At 72.0% G+C, this 21245-nt stretch carries 15 protein-coding genes; all 15 read right to left on the bottom strand.

Translation table 11 applies throughout. The features are described from left to right. Positions 1–78: 78 nt before the first annotated feature. The 15 genes from SOM35_RS05205 to SOM35_RS05135 all read right to left on the bottom strand — a co-directional run bounded on the left by SOM35_RS05205 (position 79) and on the right by SOM35_RS05135 (position 21242). Complete coding sequence (locus tag SOM35_RS05205) at positions 79–2457, bottom strand: transglutaminase TgpA family protein (RefSeq protein WP_320514637.1); 2379 nt, start codon at positions 2455–2457, stop codon at positions 79–81. Next, the gene (locus tag SOM35_RS05200) at positions 2454–3794 is read right to left on the bottom strand and encodes a DUF58 domain-containing protein (RefSeq protein ID WP_320514636.1); all 1341 of its coding nucleotides are present in this window, start codon (positions 3792–3794) and stop codon (positions 2454–2456) included. The genes SOM35_RS05205 and SOM35_RS05200 overlap by 4 nt, the downstream gene beginning before the upstream one ends. Before the next feature lie 65 nt (positions 3795–3859). Next, complete coding sequence (locus SOM35_RS05195; protein ID WP_111073611.1) at positions 3860–4831, bottom strand: AAA family ATPase; 972 nt, start codon at positions 4829–4831, stop codon at positions 3860–3862. Between the two features lie 112 nt (positions 4832–4943). Continuing rightward, positions 4944–10877, bottom strand: a complete 5934-nt coding sequence (locus SOM35_RS05190) for an Ig-like domain-containing protein (RefSeq protein WP_320514635.1) — start codon at positions 10875–10877, stop codon at positions 4944–4946. Further along, a complete protein-coding gene (locus SOM35_RS05185) occupies positions 10874–12301 on the bottom strand; it encodes a serine/threonine-protein kinase (RefSeq protein ID WP_320514634.1) in 1428 nt (475 codons plus the stop codon). The genes SOM35_RS05190 and SOM35_RS05185 overlap by 4 nt, the downstream gene beginning before the upstream one ends. Before the next feature lie 104 nt (positions 12302–12405). Then, complete coding sequence (locus SOM35_RS05180; protein ID WP_320514633.1) at positions 12406–13233, bottom strand: PP2C family protein-serine/threonine phosphatase; 828 nt, start codon at positions 13231–13233, stop codon at positions 12406–12408. 3 nt (positions 13234–13236) lie between these two features. Next, entirely contained in the window at positions 13237–13689 is a 453-nt protein-coding gene (locus tag SOM35_RS05175; protein ID WP_320514632.1) for an FHA domain-containing protein, read from the bottom strand. Between the two features lie 332 nt (positions 13690–14021). Then, positions 14022–14615, bottom strand: coding sequence for a hypothetical protein (locus SOM35_RS05170; RefSeq protein ID WP_320514631.1), 594 nt, complete (start codon positions 14613–14615; stop codon positions 14022–14024). A 95-nt stretch (positions 14616–14710) separates the two neighbouring features. Continuing rightward, entirely contained in the window at positions 14711–15472 is a 762-nt protein-coding gene (locus SOM35_RS05165) for a YaaA family protein (RefSeq protein WP_320514898.1), read from the bottom strand. A 5-nt stretch (positions 15473–15477) separates the two neighbouring features. Then, positions 15478–15741, bottom strand: a complete 264-nt coding sequence (locus SOM35_RS05160; protein WP_110902146.1) for a F0F1 ATP synthase subunit epsilon — start codon at positions 15739–15741, stop codon at positions 15478–15480. 1 nt (position 15742) lies between these two features. After that, entirely contained in the window at positions 15743–17197 is a 1455-nt protein-coding gene (gene atpD, locus SOM35_RS05155) for a F0F1 ATP synthase subunit beta (RefSeq protein WP_111073617.1), read from the bottom strand. Positions 17198–17243: 46 nt separating this feature from the next. Beyond that, positions 17244–18146, bottom strand: coding sequence for a F0F1 ATP synthase subunit gamma (locus tag SOM35_RS05150; RefSeq protein ID WP_111043790.1), 903 nt, complete (start codon positions 18144–18146; stop codon positions 17244–17246). Next, on the bottom strand, positions 18147–19775 hold the full coding sequence (gene atpA / locus SOM35_RS05145; RefSeq protein ID WP_111073618.1) for a F0F1 ATP synthase subunit alpha: 1629 nt from the start codon (positions 19773–19775) through the stop codon (positions 18147–18149). It abuts the gene before it with no gap. A gap of 106 nt (positions 19776–19881) precedes the next feature. Further along, on the bottom strand, positions 19882–20676 hold the full coding sequence (locus SOM35_RS05140; RefSeq protein ID WP_111073619.1) for a F0F1 ATP synthase subunit delta: 795 nt from the start codon (positions 20674–20676) through the stop codon (positions 19882–19884). A 2-nt stretch (positions 20677–20678) separates the two neighbouring features. Next, a complete protein-coding gene (locus tag SOM35_RS05135) occupies positions 20679–21242 on the bottom strand; it encodes a F0F1 ATP synthase subunit B (RefSeq protein ID WP_221850327.1) in 564 nt (187 codons plus the stop codon). Positions 21243–21245: the final 3 nt, after the last annotated feature.

Below are 21245 nucleotides of genomic sequence, written 5' to 3'. Positions count from 1 at the left end.
ACATCGTAGTCACCGCCGATCAGAGCAGTCTCCGCGCGCCGACGGAGGCAGCCACAGCCGCAGCACCCACGCCGGTCGTCACCGACGGAACGAACGGACCGACCGGAACGACCGGAACGACCGGAACGACCGGAGTGAGGTCGCCGCGCGGAACCGGGCACGCCGGTCGCGGCCGGCGCGCAGTGCGGTGATCGCCGCGTCCACCGCCGCCCACGTCCGGTCGGCACCGGCACGGTCGACGTCGGCCGGACCGAAGACCGCGGCGTCGGCATCGGCCGCGATCGCAGCACCGGCGTCGCCCGGCGCGGCCTGACCGACCTCTCGGCGGGTGGCGGACGGGTCGACGTCGTGACCACCGTCGAGCAGGGCGTCCCGGTACTCGTCCCACGCACCGACGACCCGGGCCCGCGCCTCCGGTGCTCGACGCCGCCGTCGACGCCGGAGCCGCTTGGCCGAGACGACGGCGGCGATCGGCAGCAGCACGAGCGCCAGGAGCCCGAGGACCCCGAGCGCCCACGGCAACACCGCGAGCAGGATCTGCAACCACAGTGGCTGCGTCGGCGGGGTGTCCCGGTCGGCCTGCGGCGGCGTCTGCTGGTCCTGGTCGAGCTGTTGGGCCGGGGGCGGCGGCACGACGGTCTCGGGCCGCGTCACCGGCTGCGGCGTCTGGTCGGACTCGTCCGGGATCTCCCGGACGACCGGGTTGGGGTCGAGCATGACCCAGCCCCACTGCGCCGTGTCCACCTCGATCCGGGCGGTGACGTCGGAGCCGCGGAACGTGGTCCGCCCGCCCGTCGCTGCAGCTTCCTGATCACCCGAGTCGCCGCCGGGCGTGAACCCCAGGACGACGCGCGCGGGGAACCCGATCTCCCGTGCCATCAGGGCGGCGGCGACGGCGTACTGCTCCTGGTCCCCCACCATCGGCACGGCGGTGAGGAGCTGCGTGATCCGGTCGGCACCGTGACCGCTCCGGCTGGGACGGTCGTCACCGACGCCGTGACTGACGTACCCGGTGCGCCGCAGCGCCTGCAGCGCGGCGAGCAGTTGCGCTCCGTCGCTCGTGTCCGCGTCGGTGTCGGCGCGGACGGCGTCCTGCACCGCGTCCGGCACCGCGCGCGGTGTCGGGACGGCGGCGTCGCCCGGCCGGGCGTCGGTCAGCTCGTCCTGGGTCGGTTGGTCGGGGACCACGGCGGACAACGTGTACCGCGTCCGGTCGGTCACCCCGTCGACGAGGGCGGCGGTGCCGGTGGAGCGGTTGTAGAAGAAGGCGGTCCGCTCACGGTCCGCGTCCGGTCCGCGGAACGCGACCGACGTCAGGTCACCGACCGTGGGCAGCCAGACCCCCCGGTACCCCTGGACCGTGACGGCGACGTCGACGGCGGTCCCCCGTACGTCGCGGGTGTCGACCGCGGTCGGGACCCGCTCGAAGGACCCGGACGCCGAAGCGCCGTCCGGACCTCCGACGCGGTAGACGACGCCGTCGTAGGTGTCCAGGGTCGCGATCCGCACGAAACCGCCGGCGGGCAACCCGGTGACGGTGAGTTGGGGCTCGTCGGCTCGGCCGGACTCCTCGTAGGCGCGGAACCCGCTGAGCGGGCTGACCTGGTCGCGCGGGTCGAAGGGCTTCACGACGTCCGTGCGGGCGACCGTGCGCGCTCCCGACGGGGGCGCGACGAGACCGAGTCCGGTGGCGACGACGGCGGCCGCGGCGATCGTCGCCGTGCCGACCAGCGCCGGCCGGACCACCGCCCGCACGATCGGCACACGGGCTCCGGCGGTCGCCGCGACGGTCGCCGCGCGCCGGAGGTGCCGGACGGTCAGCGCCCACACGAGCGCGACCCCGGCGAGCAGGACGCCGAGCCAGACGGACGTCTCGAGCCGCGTCGGTCCGAAGACGGTGCCGGTGACGAAGAGCGCGAGCGCCGGCAGGCTGGCGAGTTCCGGACGGGAGGCGCGGGTCGCGATGCTCACGCCGACGACCGTCACGAGGAGGACCGACACGAAGTACGGCACGAGGAGCGCCTCGTACGACCCGACCGGCAGGGTGATCGTCAGGAGGCGCCGCCACCCGAGGGCGACTCCGCTGACGAGCTCGACCAGTCCGGGCAGCGTCGGCAGCGGGCCGTCCGCCGCGCCGGGCACGGCAGCGGGGACGCCGGTGGCCGCGAAGCCGACGACGGTCACGATCGACACGACCGAGGCCGGGAGGCGCATCCCGGCTCCCAGCAGCGCCACGACGGAACCGACGACCACGGCCGTGACCCCTGCGGTCACCATCGCGGTGTCACGGTGGATCGGCCACCAGGCCGTGCTCGCGAGCGCCACGAGGAGCCAGACGGCCAGCGTGCCCGCGACCAGACGCAGCGGCGACACCCGGCGTCGGCGGGCAGCTCGTGCCCCCGACCGGGGCCCGGCGTGCGGTGTCGGGCGCGGGGCCCGGCGCTCGTCGATGCTCATGCGCTGACCGACCGCTGCAGGGCGTGGCGGAGGTCCTCGAGGTACCCGACGGTCATGACCGTCAACGCGCCGACCCGGACGGACCGAGGCACGGCCTCCGGTTCGCAGACGACGGCGACGACCTCGACCCCGACGGGGAACCGCGAGGCGGCGAGGCGGAGGGCCGGCACCGCGACGGTCGAACCGACGACCAGGAACGCGACGGAGATGCCGGGGGTGTCCCGACCGGCGATGCGCGCGACCTCGGCGATCGGCAGACAGGCGTCGGCCAGCCCCACCCGGGCGAACGCATCGAGCAGGCGGGTCGGGGTGACGGTCGGCAGCGGACGCACGGCGCGGACGGCACGCTTGGCGAACTCCGGGGTGCGTTCCGAGACGACGACGGTGACCTCGCGGCCGTCCCGGACGGCACGGGCGCCGAGCGACGCGGCGACGCTCACCGCGAGTTCGAACTCGTCGTCGTCCGCGAACTCGGCGCGGGCGATGCCGAGTGCGACGACGAGGTGTGAACGCCGGGTGTCCTCGAACTGCCGCACCATGAAGGCTCCGGTCTTGGCGGTCGACTTCCAGTGGATCGTCCGGGGGTCGTCGCCCGGCATGTACTCACGGATCGCGTGGAAGGCGATGTCGGCCGGCGAGAGGTCGGTGGTCGCCTGCCCCTCGAGGTCGCGGACCAGCCCGGTGCTCGTCGACGGGATCGCGATCGTCCGCGGGTGCACGATCACCTGCTCGCGAGCGGTCCAGACGACCTCGCGGCGCACCAGGCCGACGGGGTCGGCACGGACGCCGGTCACCGGTCCGACGTCGAGGACGCCCCGGCGGACGGTCGGGACCGCGACGTGCTGTTCGAAGGTCGCGCGGGGCGCCACCGTCGGGATCGTCACGTCGATGAGCCCGGTGCCGACCGGCACCTCCACCGTCGTCGGGACGGTCGGGAGGCGCGTGGGGTTCTCCGCGGTGATGGTCACGCCGGCCTCGTCCCCCACCACCACCCGGTGCTGCGGCGGGGTCATCCGGATGAGCAGGCGGGACCGGCCGAGGAGGGCGATCGCCGCCACCACGACGAGGACCGCTCCCGCCCACCCGATGACGACGACCTCCCGGAGCCCGGCGCGGTACCCGGCGACGAACGCGACGACCGTGAGGACGGCCACGATCCACCCGAGCGGTGTCACGACGGACGCGACCTCGCCCCAGGCACGGCGGACGAGCCTCCCGAGCGAGCGCCAGGCGCGGACCACGCCGACCACCGCGTCGGCGGCGACGTCCTCACGCTCACCGACGAGGCGGGTCCGGACGTTGGTGAGGCCGGCGACCGTCCCGGTGCGCTCCTGCACGCCCGCGCGACGCGACCGCGTCGCGAGGGGACGACGGGACCGTGTGTCGGCGGGACGGCGATCCGTCACCGTGGGACCCGGTCGGCCGGCGGTGGCGTCTCGACGAGCAGCTGCGCCACCACGCTCGAGGCGCTGACGCCGTCGAACTCGGCCTCCGGGTCGAGCACCATGCGGTGGGCGAGGACCGGCTCGGCGAGGGCCTTCACGTCGTCGGGTGTGACGTAGTGCCGTCCGGTGACGGCGGCGAGGACGCGGCTGGCGCGCATCAGGCCCATCGCCCCGCGGACGCTGACACCGAGTCGGACCTCGTCGGCGGCGCGGGTGCCGTCCACGAGTCGCGCGACGTAGTCGGCGATGACGGGGTCGACGTGCACGGTGCGCGCGAGCGCGGCCATCTCGGTGACGGTCGCGGCGGGGACGACGCTCGCGACCGGGACCGCGGCGGACGGTGCCGCGGACGTCTCGAGGATCCGGACCGTCGCCGCGTGGTCCGGGTAGCCGATGGACGTCTTCATGAGGAAGCGGTCGAGCTGTGCCTCGGGCAGGCGGTAGGTCCCAGCCTGTTCGATCGGGTTCTGCGTCGCGACGACCATGAACGGCTGCGCCAGTCGGTGGGTGACTCCGTCGACGGTGACGGCGGACTCCTCCATCGCCTCGAGCAGGGCGGACTGGGTCTTCGGACTGGCGCGGTTGATCTCGTCGGCCAGCACGATGTTCGCGAACACCGGACCGCGGTGGAACTCGAACTCCTGCGCCCGCTGGTCGTAGACGCTGATCCCGCTGATGTCGCCGGGCAGCAGGTCGGGGGTGAACTGGATCCGGTTCGTCGACCCCTGGACGCTCTGGGCGAGGGCGCGCGCCAGGCTGGTCTTGCCGGTGCCCGGGACGTCCTCGAGCAGCAGGTGCCCTTCGCTGAGCATCGCGGTGACGGCGAGCCGGATCACGAACGTCTTGCCGAGGAGCACCTGCTCGACGTTCGACACGATGCGGCCGGCGACGTCGGCGAAGCGGGTGGCCTGCTCCGGGGTCATGCTCATGCGGGTGTCGTTCCTTCTGTGGTGGGGACGGCGTGGTCGGTGCCTGCGGTGCTCGGGGTGCTCGGGGTGCTCGTCGGGCTCGGGGTGCTCGTCGGGCCCGCGCTGCGCGGTGTCACGGCGTCGGCTGGCTCGGGTCGCCGGAGCCGGGCGCCGGTGCCGGGTCCGCCGGCGCAGGGTCCGCGGGGGCGGGGTCCGGGGGCGGGTCCGCTCCCGCGACCTTCGCCGCCGCCGGCGACTTCTCGTTCGTCGCCGAGTAGCGCGGGTCGGCGTCCAACTGGACGGCGACGAGGACCCGGACGAACCGAGCGCCGGTCGGTGCGGTGGGGGCGGTGCCGCCCGACTGCCAGGTGTCGGACGCCTTCGCGTCGATCGGGACGGTGCCAGCGGCGTCGCTGTACCACCGTGCCGTGTACGTGACGCTGACCCCGGCCCCGACGTCGGGGCCGGTGAGGGCGATCCGCGTACCCTCTTGCGCGCCGGTCACCGTGCTCGCGGTGTCGAACGCGGCGACGGTCCCCGACCAGGAGGTGTCCTTGCCGGTGCAGAAGAAGTCGCCGGGTGCGCCGCACGCCTGCAGGGTGACGGTGGCTGCGGCGTTGCGAGCGCCGCCACCGGGCACGCCGGTCCACGCCTGGCCGGGCTGCAGATCGACGACGGACGCACCGGTCTGCAGGCGGTAGTGGTCGACGTCCGACGCCGGAGCGGTGACCCGGACGTCGGCCTGGTTCGCCGTCGCGCCGGGGACGACCGCGACGGTCGGCGAAGCGGTACCACCGGGCGTCTCGTAGGCGACCGCGCTGGCGGAGGCGACGTTGCAGAACAGGCCGTTGTCGGACACGACCGCGTAGCGGACACCACCGCCGCCGACGCCCGAGTCGGTCGTGCCGGACTGCGCGCCGAGCGACGTCTGGCCCGCCAGCGCGGCGCAGGTCGGGCTCGTGCCGGAGGCGATCCGGTAGACCCGGTAGGTCGGTCCCGCTCCCCCGGCACCGTCGGCAGGCGACCAGGTGATCGTCACGGTCGACTTGCCCTGGTCGTCCGGCTGGTCGCCGGTGACGGCCCGGACGTCCTGCGGCGGTCCGGGGACCCCGACGGCGGTGCCGGACGCCGTCGAACTGTTCCACTGCACCGCCGTGCCGTCCCGGGCCGCGTCGTTGCGCGGGGAGACCGTCACGACGTAGACCGCACCACTCGTCGCGCCGCTGAAGGACGTGGTCGTCGCGGTGCCGGTCCGTTTCGTTTCGGTGAGGCCCGGGCCGGCGATCGTCACCACGTGGTCGTCCACGGCGCTGCCCGTGGCCGGGCGTGGGACCGCGTCCCACGAGACGTCGAGCTGGCCGGGGTTCGTCCGGTCGGGCACGACGGACAACCCGGTCGGTGCTGCGGGGACGAAGTCGGCGCTCATGGTGGCGGACTGCGGCGAGGGCTGCGAGCTCCCGAGGGCGTTCTCGGCCAGGACGCTGAACCGGTAGGACCGGGTCGGGTCGAGTCCGGTGAGCGTGCAGACGGTCGCGGTGCCACAGTCCTTCGCGACGCCGCCGGTCCCCGTCACGCGGTACCCGGTGATCGACGAGTTGTTCGCGCGCGGGGTGGACCAGCTCAGCGTGATCTGCCCGCCGGTCTCGGTGCCGGTCCGGGTCGGCGTGCCGGGGGCGTCGGGGACGTCCTGCACCGAGACCGTCACGTCGCCCCACACCGACCGGTCGGCATCGCCCGTCGCGTCCGCGACCCGGTACTGCAGGTGCGTGTCGACCGGTTGCGCGTCCGCCGCGACACCCACCCGGAGGCGCGACCGGTCGGCGCTCGGGGTGACGGTCACACCGGCGGGGATGCCACCCGCGAGACCCCGGATGTCGATGACCCGCAACGGCTGGCCCGGGAAGGGGTTCGTCTGTCCGTCGTTGGCGAGGACATCGATCGTGGTCGAGGTCCCTCGTCGCACGACGGCGCTGTCCGGCCCGGGCTGGACCAGCGGCCGGGTGGACGCGACGACCTCGACGGTGATCCGTCCGGCCCGGCCTTGGTTCGTGGAGTCGGCGACGCCGACCCCGATGGCGGACCGGGCACCGGGTGCGGTCGAGTCGTCGACGGCGACGGTCAGTCGCTGCCCGGCGATCGTCGCGGTCGTGCCGCCGTCCGGCCGGTCGAGCACGGACCACCGGAGCTCGGGCAGGTCCGCCGGGTACGGGTAGTCGGTCAGCTTGGTGAGGTCGAGCACGCGTCGGTCGCCCGGCTGCATCTCGATCGTCGTGCCGGTCAGGGACGGCGGTTGGTTGGAGCGGGGCGTCACGGTGATCGGCAGCACGAGGGTCGCGACGCGTCCGGCACCGCCGTTCGCCGCGGAGCCGTCCGTCACCTCGAACGAGATCGACGCCTTGCCGAAGTAGAGCTTCGACGACGTGAACTGCAGCGTCGAGTCGTCGAGCACGAGCGAGCCCCCGTCGGCGTGCGTCGCCTTGACAGCCCCTCGGTCCGTGACGGTCGCGGTCTTCCCGCTCGCGGTCACGACGTAGCGCGAGAGCGGGATGCGCACCGTCGACTCGCTCCGGACCGAGACCGCGGGCGCGGTCCGGTCGAGTTGCGGCAGGGCGTCGTCGGATCCGGGGAGGTGGACGAAGCCGTAGGACACCACGTCCGGGTGGTCACGTCGGGTCACCGAGAACGGGATCACCTGCGAGGCGTCGGAGACCCGGATGCTGAGGCGGTCGTCGCTCGTGACGGACGCGGCGTCCCCGTAGCCGCGGACCACGCCGACACGGAGGTCCGCGTCGGTGCCCTCGGCGAAGAAGACGTTGCGGAGGACGTCCACCGTCACGCTCTGCCGTCCGACGACGTCCTGCAGGTCGAGGACGGTGTCGTCGACCTCGGGACGCAGCGGGAGGGCGTCGCGGTCGACGGTCACGGTGACGAAGGCCGTGCTCGTCGCCCCCTGTTCGTCAGCCACGGTGTAGGCGACCGCGAAGTCACCACGCCGGGCGGACGCCGGCGGAGTGACCTGCACGGTCTGGCCGCCGACGATCCGCGCGCGGACGTCGGACGCGCCGGGTTCGACCGCGGTGACGGTGAGGCGGCCGCCCTCCGGGTCGGAGTCGTTCTGCAGAACACGGACCGAGACCGAGCCACCGGGGCGGATCGTGACGCGATCGGGTTCGGCGACGGGCCGACCGGCCTGGTCGGCCCGCGGTGCGATCCCCACCCTGACGGTCCCCGTGGCGCGGGCACCGAGCGCGTCGACGACGGTGTAGGTGAACTCGTCGGTCCCGGCCGAGTAGTCGCCGGCCTCGTAGGTCAGCGAGTCGGACGTGACGTCGGCCACCGAGCCCTTCTCCGGGTTCGACGCGACGCCGACCAGCTGCACGGAATCACCGTCGGGGTCGATCCCGGTGAGCGGCACCGACACACGGACCGACTGCCCGGCGACGACGCGTGCGGTCACGGTCTGCGGCACGGGGGAGCCGTTCGTCGCGCGGTCGCGGTCTCGGACCGACACCGAGACGGTCGCGTCCGCGGTCTGCCCGTCCGGACCGGCGACGCGGTAGGCGGCCGTGTACGTCCCCGGGGTGTTCGGGGCGAGGTAGCGGAGGTGGTCGCCGGAGACGAACAGCAGCCCACCGCCGCGCGGGACGTCCTGCACCAGGTCGGGCCGGAGCGAGATCGCACCGCCCTCCGGCTGCGTGTCGTTCGCCAGGACGTCGATGTCGGTGACGGCGCCGACCCGGACGGTCGCGGTGTCGGGTTGGGCGACCGGCGGCTGGATGCGGTCCGGCTCGGGGATCTCGACGACCGTGATCGTGCCGGTGGCCGTCGCCAACCCGTTCGAGACCGTGTACCCGAAGGACACCGGGCCCGCGAGCGGCGCGGTCAGGCTGACCCGGACGATGTGCTGGTCGACCACGTCCGCCTGCACCCCGGAGCCGCTCGGCGGCCCGTCGAGCCCGGTGACGAGGAGGACCCCGCCGGCCGGGTCGAAGTCGGTCGCCGTGACGTCGGTGTCCTTCGTCGAGAGCGTGGTGACGAAGACGGTCTTCGGGGTCGTGACCGGCGCGGCCGAGGCGTCCGGCGGTGCGAGCACGGTGATCCGGACCACGCCGCTGGCGGTCTTCGTGCCGTCCGAGACCGTGTACTCGAGCTGCCAGTCGCCCGGCGTCCGCGCCTCGACCTCCACCGTCCCGCTGTCGTAGCTCGGCGTCACCGTCAGGCCGCGCGCGGAGGACACGCTCGTCAGCGTGACGGCACCGTTGCCACCGCGGACGTGGTCGAGCGGGTCGACCGTGAACGGCTTGTCGGCGTACCCGCTGACCGGGAACCCCTCGGCCCGGAGCGGCACGTCACCCTGCGCCGCCACCGCCACGGTGACGGATCCGCGGCCGGCGTCGCGGCCGTCGCTGACCGTGACCTGCTGGACCCGGTCACCGGTGCGGCCGCTGTCGTTGCGGTAGTCGAGCAGGCCGTCCGGGGTCGTCGAGGTGTGGTCGCCCTCGGACGGGCTGGCGGACTCGAGGTAGACCGGGTCGCCGTCCGGGTCGATCCAGTCGCCGAGGACGTTCGTCGAGACGTGTCCGCCCCGGACGACGTCGGCCCGGGTGTCGCGGACCTGCCGGGGCGGGGCGTTCTCCGACTCCGGCCGGACGGTCACCCGGACGGTCGCCGTGTCCGACCCGCCGTTGCCGTCGGTGATCGTGTACGGGAACGTCACGATGCCGGTGGCGGCCGCGGGCAGTGAGATCTGCAGCTGCTGGCCGTCCGTCACGATCGCGACGCGCGCGATCCGTTCGTCGACGTCACCCACCTCGCTGACGACCAGCGGGTCGCCGTTCGGGTCGTGGTCGTTGAGCAGGACCGGGAGGGTCGTGGTGCGGCCCGGACGAGCGCCCAGGTCGTCGTCGACCGCGACCGGCGGCGCCTGTTCCTTCTCGACCTCCGGGTCGTCGTCGGACGCACGCTCCTGCTGCTGGTCGTCCTGCTGGTCGACGAGCTGCGCCCAGTTGTCGATGAGCTGGCCGCTCCGTCCCACGGCCCAGGTGCGCCCGCTCTCCGGGTCGTTCGCGACCACGGTGCGACCGTTGTGGACGACTTGGAGGGCGGCGCCGCCCGGCACCCGGTCCAGGTCCTGCACCGCGCGGCCGTCGCACGTGTCGACCGCCTGCCCGCCGCTCCAGGCACCGAACGTGCAGCCGTCGTCGGTCCACGGTCGAGCCGCCCGGCCGGACACGGCGAGGGCGGACTGCTGCACGGCCCCCGACGCCGACACCCGGACCAGCCCGGCCGTCCCCGCCACCGTGACGTCGTCGCCGGAGTCGGCGGACTGCTGCAGGGCGGGAGCGGAGCCCACGCGGTCCCCGAGGTCGACGGTGCGGCCGTCGACCGAGAGCACGCCGTCGGTGCGGTCGAGGACGGCAAGGTGGTCGCCGACGGTCGCGACCTGGAAGTCGTGGGCGCGGTCCATGCGGACGGTCGCACGGCGTTCGACGGTCGGCGTCGTCCCGAGGGCGACGAGCGAGGCGGTACCGGTCCGGGGCGAGTAGACCGCGACGTGCTCCGTCGAGGCGTCGAAGACGGCGTCGGCGCCGAGGGTGAGCTGCGGGTCGGTCGACGCGTCGAACTCGTCGAGGGAACGGGCCGGGGTGGTCCAGAGCCCGCCGGTGTCCGTGTTGCCGACGACCGCGGTGTCGCCGGCGAACAGGACGGTCGGCGAGCCGGTGGGGAGGGTCACCGCGTCGCCGAGGGTGGCGTCGGCGACGTCGACCCGGGCGACGGTGCCCTTCGTCTGGTCGACGGCGTAGACCATCGACCCGTGCTGCAGCACGGACGTGGCGTCCGAGGAGGTCTCCACCGCGGTGTTCAGTTCGAGCACCTGGGGGTTGGCGCGGCCGACGGCACCGTACTGCGCCGAGGGCACCCACACCGTGCCGTCACCGAGGTCCACCCGTTGGGCGTGGTACCCGTTCGAGACGAGGGCAGTGCCGGCGACGACGGCCCCGACCACGACGGCCACCACGGTCGTCACGGTCGCGGAACGCCGGGCGGCGAGCAGCCGCCGGATCACCGGGCTCCGCCGATCGTGCCGCACCGCTCGGCGCTGTCTGCGCCCGTGCGGCCGTCTCGGTTCACCGCGACACGGATGCACTGTTCGACGCCGGCACGTCCGGTCGCGACGAACGTCGTCCCCGTCTGCTGGCTCGTCGTGCCGTCCGCCGTCACGACGAAGGTGTCCCCCTGTCGGAGGCCCGGATCGGTCCACCGGAACGTGACGGTGGACGCACCGGCGGTGGCGCTGAGGTCCGACACCACCGGGACGGCGTCGTCACCGCCACGGGTCAGGACGGCTACGGTCGTCACGGCCAGCGCGAGCACGACGACCGTGGACAGGGCGGTCGCCCACACCAGCGCAGCGCGGGACCCGCGGCGTCCCCGCGCCGTCGAGGCCGACCGGTGCACGGTGCCGACACTCTGCGATGCGCTCGCCACCGAACCGCCCCGCAGGTCGGAGCGGTTCCGACGACGTCGACCAGATCGGGCGACGCTGCCCGCCGCGGCGGCACCGACGGCCGCGATGACGGTCTGCTCGTCGGGACGCGAGGGGGTGGTGACCGCCCAGGCCTCCACCGCGACCTCGGCCGGGGTCTGCGGGAGACCCAACTCGGCCTCGACCTGCTGGAACCCGCGCACGAGTTCCATCACCGTGGACGGGCGGTCGAGCGGCCGACGGGACAGTGCTGCCGCGAGGACCCGTTCGAGCGTGGGCGGGACGTCCGGGCGTCCGGTCGGGCGCGGGCCGCCCTTGTCGATCCGTGCCATCAGGTCCGCGGCGCCGTTCTTCCCGCCCGGGACCTCGAAGGGGCTGCGGCCGGCGAGCAGCGAGTAGACGGTCGCAGCGAGCGAGTAGACCTCGGACTGGATCGTGCCGCGCGACTCGTCGGCGAGGACCTCCGGCGCCGACCAGGGGATGGACATGCCGACGGGCTCGTCCGGGTCGGCTTCACCGAGCGTCGCTGCGATCCCGAAGTCCGACAGCACGGGGTTGCCGTACGCCGTGAGCAGGATGTTCGACGGCTTCACGTCACGGTGCAGGACGCCTTCGCGGTGCGCCGTCTCGAGCGCCGATCCGATCCGCACTCCGACCGACAGGACCTGGGACACCGGGACGGGTTCACGACGGTACCGCTCGCTGATCGACGCCGAGCACAGTTCCATCACGAGGTACGGACGTCCGTCCGCGGCGACACTCGCCTGGAAGACCGTGAGGATCGAGGGGTGCGTGCTGAGGCGTGCCATCAGGTTCGCCTCGGCCTGGAACAGCTGACGGACCCGGTCGTCCACGACCTCGTCGAGCAGGACCTTGACGGCGACCTGGCGTCGGGGCATGTCCTGCTCGTAGAGGAACACGTCGGCGAAGCCACCGGAGCCGAGGACGTGCACCGGGGTGAAGCCCGGGATCACGGGAGGTGTCGACGGCAGTCGTCGGGCCATGGACGTTCCTTCCCGGCTGAGTGGGTCACGGTACCTCGGTGGGGATGTCCCGGGCCTGGTGGTCCGGATCGGTGCGCTTCGGTGCGCTTCGCCTGCCGCCGAGGTCAGCGGCGCGGGAGCGTGTCCTCGATGTCGTCCGACACTGCCGGGGCCGCGTCGACCTGCAGCACGACGACCGTGACGTTGTCGCGACCGCCGGCGATGACGGCGTCGCCGACCAGGCGTTCCGCGAGCTCCTGAGGGTCGTCGACCTTAGCAGCGATGCGGGAGATGCCGACGTCGCCGATCTCCTTCGTCAGCCCGTCGGAGCAGACGACGTAGCGGTCACCGGTGCGGAGGGGGATGGTCCACCAGTCCGGCTCCGGCGGCTCGCCGAACCCCACGGCGCGGGTGATGACGTTGCTGTCGGGGTGGGACTCGGCGTCCTCGGCCCGCAGGACGCCGGCGTCCACCATCTCCTGGACGACGGAGTGGTCGATCGTCAGGCGCTTCAGCGGGGCACCCGCGTCGCTGCGGTAGGTACGCGAGTCGCCGACGTTGAACACGAGCGCCGAGGGCTGCCCCTGCGACGCGACGAGCGCGACGCCGGTGACCGTCGTGCCGGCGCCGATCGCGTTGCCGCCTGCCGCCTTCTCGATGTCGGCGGTCGCGAGCAGCAGCGCGCGCTGGATGGTCTGGCGCGAGGCGAACGCCTCCGTCGTGGAGTCGCCGAGCCGACGGACGACGGCGTCGGACGCACGGTCCCCCGCCAGGTGCCCGCCCATGCCGTCCGCCACCACGAAGTACGGGGCATCGACGATGTAGCTGTCCTCGTTGTGGTCCCGGCGACGCCCGACGTCGGTCGCGGCCCCCCAGGACAGGGTCAGCGTCGCACCGTTGCCGTCAGGCAGGTCGATGGCGTGGGAGGAGGCAGCACGGCCGAGTTCGGTCACGGTTCAGGGTCGCTCTCTGGGGGTTCGGGACGGACCGGGTGTGGGAGGTGGGACGGGCAGCGGTCCGGACGACTCGCGGCCGCCGGGAGGGACGGACCGCAGGTACGGCGACAGCACCTCGATGGTGGCACCGTCCCCGATGTCGACAACCGTACCGGTCAGCACGACCATCGAGGCACCCGCGGGCATCCGGTGCGGCGGCGCTCCCGGAGCGCGGACCACCGTGCCGTTCGTGGCGCGGAGGTCGTCGACGACCGCGGTCGATCCGGCAGCGTGGAACAGGACGTGGGACGACGAGACCACTCCCCCTGGCGAGGGCACGGTCACGAGCTGCGGGGCGGCGCCCTGGACGACACGCGGGGGTCCGGGTCGGCGACCGACGACCACCGGACGGTCGAGGCGGTACACCCGTCCGCCGATGCGCACCGACGGCACCGGCACGGGGATGTCGAGCACCGGACCGGGGCTGGAGGCTGGACTGAGGTCGGGACCGCTGCCCGCACCAGGACCGAGCCGGGGCGCGGCCGGCAGAACAGGAGCCGGGACCGCCGCAGAGGGGGATGGCGCAGAGGGGGATGGCGCAGAAGGGGATGGCGAAGCGGGTGACGACGCAGGGCTCCGATGGCGCTCGGGGCGCACGACCGTGTCGTCGAGGGGATCCGCGTCGGCGTCGCCCGGGTGTCGGAGCGACGCGCGCAGCACGGTGTCGTCGAGCTGGTCCTCGTCGTCCTGCACGTGCGGCTCCTTCCGTCGGCACCACAACCGTAGACGATGCGGTGCACCCGCTCTCATCCACGCCACACCGCTCGGACACCGAGGGTGCAGCTCCGCAGCACCAGTCGTGCGAGCGGGTCCTGGCTCCGCAGGTCGAGCGCGTAGCGCGCACGCGTCGCCGCGCGTGCCTCTGCATGGACCGCCCACGCGCACCAGGCCCCGAGCCCGAGCGCGCCGGCGACGCCGACCACCGACTGACCGGAATCCCGGTCCTGCGTCCAGAGGCGCCAGGCGTCCACGCACCGGTCCCCCGCTCGGCGTACGCGCTCGCGGTCCGGTTCCGGTCCGGAGCCGACGAGGGCGGGCGGCGTGGGTTCGGTGAACGGATCGTGCCCGGTGATGCCGATCGGTTCGTCCGCCCGTGGATCGGCGAGGAAGGCGAGCAACGCCAGTCGGGTCGACAGCGCCGCGCAGGCCGTCGTCAGCGCGATGCCGGCGGCGGCGGTCAGGGGTCCTGGCGCCACGAGCGCCCGGGCGCCACTCGGCAGGGTGATCGCCGCAGCGATCTCGTGGCTGTACCGAACGAAGGTCCTGTCGCTCGTCGTGCCGTTCATCCGGGGCGCAGGGGTCGCTGTGGTCGCTGTGGTCGTCGTGTCCGTGGTTCGCATGCCGACGATCCTGACGCGGGGCGAGCCTCCAGGACGGCCGCGACGACGACCCGTGGACGGACGCACATCGCGACCGCCCTGTGGAGGGAGAGCCGTCAGACGGTGATGGGCTCGAGACTCTCAGCGACGAGGTCCCAGCCGCCGTCCACCGGCTCGACGACCGCCCCGTGGCCCGCCGCCCACTCGCTGAGCTCGACCATCGTCGAGACCGCAGCGCCGGTCCGGCCGAGCAGCGACACCAGCCGCCCCTTGGCGGTCTTGTTCCAGTGGTTGAGCGCCTTCCGACGACCGTCGCCGGCTACGGAGACCACCCGCAGGGGAATGGCGCCCGGCACCGGGCCGAGCGCGCGGTACCCCTCGGAGCGGAGGTCGAGCACCAACCCGGGAGGACGCGTCGCCAACGCCGCCGCGGCCGGAGTCGGCCAGAGCGATGCGAGCCGCACGCCGGGCAGTCGCGAGTCGTGCGACAGCCGGTAGGCGGGGACCAGGTCGCCCGCGCCGACCGGACCGAACATCGCGGACTGCACCACGACGTGGTCGTCCCACCAGGAACGGGTCGCAGGGTCTGCGGCCAGCGCGTCCAACGGGTCGTAGAGCACGCCGGTGTACCGCTCGATCGCCGGCATGGTCGGACTGGTCTCGAGGACCAGGTTGCGGAGTCGTTCGGCGATCGACTTCGGTCCCAGCTTCAACGCCGTCCGGGCAGAGGACTCCTCGGAACTGACGGAGCGGGCCGCGGTGATCACCGCGGCCCGCTCTGTGGCCAGTTCCGGGAACGAGAGCGCACCCAGGTCGAGGGTGCGCTCCGTGTCCCCGCCCTCCCGCTTCGTCTCGGACGGCGGGAGGAGGACGGTCAGTCCGGTCAGGACGCCAACGCGGCCTGCCGCGCCACGATCGTGACCGTGTCGTGCTCGACGGAGAGGAAGCCGTCCTCAGCGTCGACCGCGACGGTGGAGCCGTCGGCCCGCGTGATGCGGACCTGACCCTGCGCGAGGATCGCGAGCATCGGCTCGTGCCCCGCGAGGATGCCGATTTGGCCCTCCGTCGTGCGTGCGACGACCATGGTGGTGTCGCCCGACCAGACCTCGCGGTCAGCCGAGACGACGCTCACGGTGAGACCCGCCATGTCAGCGGTTCTCCTTCTGGATCTGAGCCCACTTCTCTTCCACGTCGTTGATGCCACCGACGTTGAAGAACGCCTGGGTCGCGACGTGGTCGAACTCGCCGTCGGCGATGGCGCGGAAGGACTCGATGGTGTCCTTGAGGGGCACCGTGGAGCCCTCGACACCGGTGAACTTCTTCGCCATGTAGGTGTTCTGGGACAGGAACTGCTGGATGCGACGAGCGCGCTCCACCGTGATCTTGTCCTCTTCGGAGAGCTCGTCGACACCGAGGATGGCGATGATCTCCTGCAGTTCCTTGTTCTTCTGGAGGATCTGCTTGACGCGCGTGGCCGTCTCGTAGTGGTCGGCGCCCAGGTACCGGGGGTCCATGATCCGCGACGTGGAGGTCAGCGGGTCGATGGCCGGGTACAGACCCTGGGACGCGATCTCGCGGGAGAGCTCGGTGGTGGCGTCGAGGTGGGCGAACGTGGTCGCCGGAGCCGGGTCGGTGTAGTCGTCGGCCGGCACGTAGATCGCCTGCAGCGAGGTGATCGAGTGACCACGCGTCGAGGTGATGCGCTCCTGGAGCACACCCATCTCGTCGGCGAGGTTCGGCTGGTAACCCACCGCGGACGGCATGCGACCGAGCAGCGTGGAGACCTCGGAACCGGCCTGCGTGAAGCGGAAGATGTTGTCGATGAAGAGCAGGACGTCCTGCTTCTGCACGTCACGGAAGTACTCCGCCATCGTCAGCGCCGACAGGGCCACGCGGAGGCGCGTCCCCGGCGGCTCGTCCATCTGGCCGAACACGAGGGCCGTCTTGTCGAAGACCCCCGCCTCTTCCATCTCACCGATGAGGTCGTTGCCCTCACGGGTGCGCTCACCGACACCGGCGAACACCGACACACCGCCGTGGTCCTGCGCGACGCGCTGGATCATCTCCTGGATGAGGACGGTCTTGCCGACGCCCGCACCACCGAAGAGGCCGATCTTGCCACCCTGCACGTACGGGGTGAGGAGGTCGATCGACTTGATGCCGGTCTCGAACATCGAGGTCTTGGACTCGAGCTGGTCGAAGGCCGGGGCCTTGCGGTGGATCGGCCAGCGCTCGGTGATCTCGATCTTCTCGTCGGAGTTGAGCACGTTGCCGAGGACGTCGAAGACCTTGCCCTTGGTGACGTCGCCGACGGGGACCGAGATCGGGGCGCCCGAGTCACGGACTTCCTGACCACGGACGAGGCCGTCGGTCGGCTTCAGGGAGATGGCACGGACGAGGTCGTCGCCGAGGTGCTGGGCGACCTCGAGGCCGATCTCCTGCGACGAGTCACCGATGGTGATCGTCGTGAACAGGAGGTTGTACATCTCCGGGATCGCGTCATGCGGGAACTCGATGTCGACGACGGGACCCGTGACACGGGCGATCCGGCCGACACCGGGCGCCGACGACGTCTCGACCGCGGTGGTTGCGGTGTCGGTCATGGCTGGTGCCTTCCTGGGGTGGGTGTCTGTCCGCGCACGCGGCGGACTACTTCTTCTTCGACGAGAGGGCGTCGGCGCCGCCGACGATCTCGGAGATCTGCTGCGTGATCTCAGCCTGTCGCGCGTTGTTCGCGAGACGGGTGAAGTCACGGATCAGGGAGTCGGCGTTGTCGCTCGCCGCCTTCATGGCCTTCTGACGGGCGGCGTGCTCGGAAGCAGCCGACTGCAGCATGGCGTTGAAGATGCGGCTCTCGATGTAGACCGGCAGCAGCGAGTCGAGCACTGCATCGGCGTCCGGCTCGAACTCGTACAGCGGCAGCGGCTCGTCACCCTGGGGCTCGTCCACTCCGTCCACGACCTCGAGCGGCAGCAAACGGACGACCTGCGGCTCCTGCGTGGCGAGGCTGAGGAACCGGTTGAAGACGATGTGGATCTCGTCCACGCCGCCCTCTGCCGTGTCCTGCAGGAACTTCGCCACGACGGCGTCGCCGATCTCCTTGGCGGTCGAGAACTCCGGCTGGTCGGTGTTGCCGACCCACTGCTGCTCCGACGCACGCTCACGGAACGTGAAGTACCCGACGGACTTGCGCCCGACCAGGTAGTACACGATGTCCTTGCCCTCACTGCGGAGCAGGGAGGCGAGCTCCTCGCCCTGCTTGAGGACGTTGGTGCTGAACGCGCCGTTGAGACCGCGGTCCGAGGTGAACAGCACCACGGCCGCGCGGGTCGACGTCGCCGGCTCGGTGGTCAGCACGTGGTCGACGTTCGAGAACGTCGCCACGGCCGACACGGCCCGGGTCACCGCACGGGAGTACGGACCGGACGCGGCCATGCGGGCTTGCGCCTTCTGGATCCGCGATGCCGAGATCAGCTCCATGGCGCGCGTGACCTTCTTCGTGGTCTTCGCGGACTTGATCCGCTGACGGTAGACCCGGACCTGCGCTGCCATCTAGCGACGACCCTTGACGATCTGCTCCTGGTCGACGTCCTCGGAGTCCGCGGCGTCGAACTGCTCCGAGCCGAGCGTCTTGCCGTCGCTCGTCTGGAAGCTCTTCGTGAACTCGTCGATCTCCTTGGACATCGCCGCGACGGTGTCGTCGCTGAGCTGGTTCGTCTCGCGGAGGGTCGTGAGCACGTCGGAGTTGCGACGCAGGTGGTCGAGCAGCTCGGACTCGAAGCGCAGCACGTCCGGCACGGGGACCGTGTCGAGCTTGCCGTTGGTACCGGCCCAGATCGAGACGACCTGCTCCTCCACCGGGTACGGCGAGTACTGCGGCTGCTTGAGCAGCTCGGTCAGACGCGCACCACGGTCGAGCTGACGACGCGACGCCTGGTCGAGGTCGGACGCGAACATCGCGAACGCCTCGAGCGAGCGGTACTGCGCCAGTTCGAGCTTCAGCGTGCCGGAGACCTTCTTGATCGACTTCACCTGGGCGTCACCACCGACGCGGGACACCGAGATGCCCACGTCGACGGCCGGACGCTGGTTCGCGTTGAAGAGGTCCGACTGCAGGAAGATCTGGCCGTCGGTGATCGAGATCACGTTGGTCGGGATGTACGCCGAGACGTCGTTCGCCTTGGTCTCGATGATCGGGAGGCCCGTCATCGATCCGGCGCCGAGCTCGTCGGACAGCTTCGCGCAACGCTCCAGCAGACGGGAGTGCAGGTAGAAGACGTCACCCGGGTAGGCCTCGCGTCCCGGCGGACGACGCAGGAGGAGCGACACCGCACGGTAGGCCTCGGCCTGCTTCGACAGGTCGTCGAAGATGATCAGGACGTGCTTGCCCTGGTACATCCAGTGCTGGCCGATGGCCGAACCGGTGTACGGGGCGAGGTACTTGAAGCCGGCCGGGTCGGAGGCGGGGGCCGCGACGATGGTCGTGTACTCCATCGCACCGGCGTCCTCGAGCGCGCCCTTGACGGAGGCGATCGTGGAGCCCTTCTGACCGATGGCGACGTAGATGCAGCGGACCTGCTTGTTCTCGTCGCCCGACTCCCAGTTGGCCTTCTGGTTGATGATCGTGTCGATCGCGATGGCCGTCTTGCCGGTCTGGCGGTCGCCGATGATCAGCTGACGCTGGCCGCGGCCGACGGGGATCATCGCGTCGATCGCCTTGATGCCGGTCTGCATCGGCTCGTGGACCGACTTGCGGGACATGACGCCCGGTGCCTGCAGCTCGAGGGCGCGACGGCCCTCGGCTGCGATCTCACCGAGACCGTCGATCGGGGCGCCGAGCGGGTCGACGACCCGGCCGAGGAAGGCGTCGCCGACCGGGGCCGAGAGGACCTCGCCCGTCCGGGTGACTTCCTGGCCCTCTTCGACGCCGGAGAACTCGCCGAGCACGATGGCACCGATCGAGTCCTCGTCGAGGTTCTGGGCGAGGCCGAGCGTGCCGTCCGCGAAGCGGATCAGCTCGTTGGCCATGACGCCGGGGAGGCCTTCGACGTGGGCGATGCCGTCACCGGCGTCGGTGACGTGCCCGACCTCGGCCGTGGAGGCCTTCGTCGGCTCGTAGTTCGAGACGAAGTCCTTCAGGGCATCACGGATCTCATCGGGGCTGATGGTGATGTCTGCCATGGGATTTTCCTTGTTGGTTTCCGGGGCCCTTCGGCTCCGAGAGGGTGATGCTGCCGGGCGGGGCAGTTCCCGTTGTGGACTTGGAGGGACGAGTCCGACCGTACGCTCAGCCGGCGAGCTGCAGACGGAGGTCTGCGAGCCGCGTCGCGACGGTGCCGTCGATGACGTCGCCGCCGACCTGCACGCGGACCCCGCCGATGACCGAGGGGTCGACGACGCGGTTCACGGTGATGTCCCGTCCGTAGCGCTGCGCGATCCCGTGGGCGACACGAGCCGCCTGGTCGTCGGACAGCGGCGTCGCCGTGATGACCGTGGCGACGAGCTTGTCCGCCTGGTCTGCGACGATCCGGGAGGCGTCACGCACGATCTCGCCGATGCGGCGGCCACGGGGCTGCTGCACGAGGTTCGACACGATGGTGATCGTCTGCTGCGACACCTTGCCGGCCAGCAGGCGCTCCGCGAGGGAGCCCTTCTGGTCGGCGCTGCCGAGCTTGGTCCCGAGCGCGAGCTCGAGTCCGGCGTCCGAACGCACTGCGGTCTCGAAGGCGAACAGTTCGGCCTCGATCGAGGTCGACTGGTCGGCCGTCGCGGCCACGGCTCGCACTGCTGCGTCCTCGATGCCGGCGAGCAGGTCACCCTGCGACGACCAGCGCGACCCGGCGACGGCGGTCAGGACGGCGCGCGTGGCGTCGCTCTGCCCGGCGAAGACGCGGTCGATGAGGACCTTCTTGCCAGCGGTGTCGGCGGTCGGGTCGGCGAGCAGGTTGAGCAGCTGCGACGCCCGGGCGATCGCTCGCCCGGAGGCGAAGATCTCTGCGCCGACGCCCAGGTCGACGGCACCGCCGAGTTCGGCGAGCACCGCCCTGGTGGACGTCATCGCTTCGCGGGTGGCGCTGCGCATGCTCAGTGCTCCGTTCCGGCCGCCGTCTGGGCACCCTGCGACGACTCGAGGTCGGCGAGGAAGCGGTCGACGACGGCGGTCGCCTTGGCGTCGTCCTGGAGGGACTCGCCGATGACACCCGACGCGAGGCCGAGTGCGAGCGTGCCGACCTCGGAGCGGAGCGACTGGAGCGCGCTCTGGCGCTCTGCCTCGATCTGCGCCTGGGCGTTCGCGGTGATGCGTGCGGCGTCGGCGCTGGCCTGCTCGCGGACCTCGTTGCCGATCGCGGTGGCGTCGGCACGGGCCTGCTCACGGATGCGCGATGCCTCGGCACGTGCATCAGCCAGCTGCTTGTTGTACTCGTCGAGCGCAGCAGCGGCCTGTTCCTGGGCGGCTTCGGCCTTCTTGATGCCGCCTTCGATGGCCTCGGTGCGCTCATCGAGCATCTTCGTGATGCGCGGCGTGACGACACGCCACATCACGATGAAGATGATGACGAAGGCAACCAGCGACCACACGATGTCGTACACCGGTGGGATCAGAGGATTGTGGGTCTCCTCCGCCGCGATGATGAGTGCAGTCTGCATCGA

Source organism: Curtobacterium sp. CFBP9011, from assembly GCF_034045095.1.
In the GTDB taxonomy this organism is placed as follows: domain Bacteria; phylum Actinomycetota; class Actinomycetes; order Actinomycetales; family Microbacteriaceae; genus Curtobacterium.
Note: the sequence above shows the minus strand (reverse complement) of the source record. Positions and strands in the feature narration are given on the sequence as shown.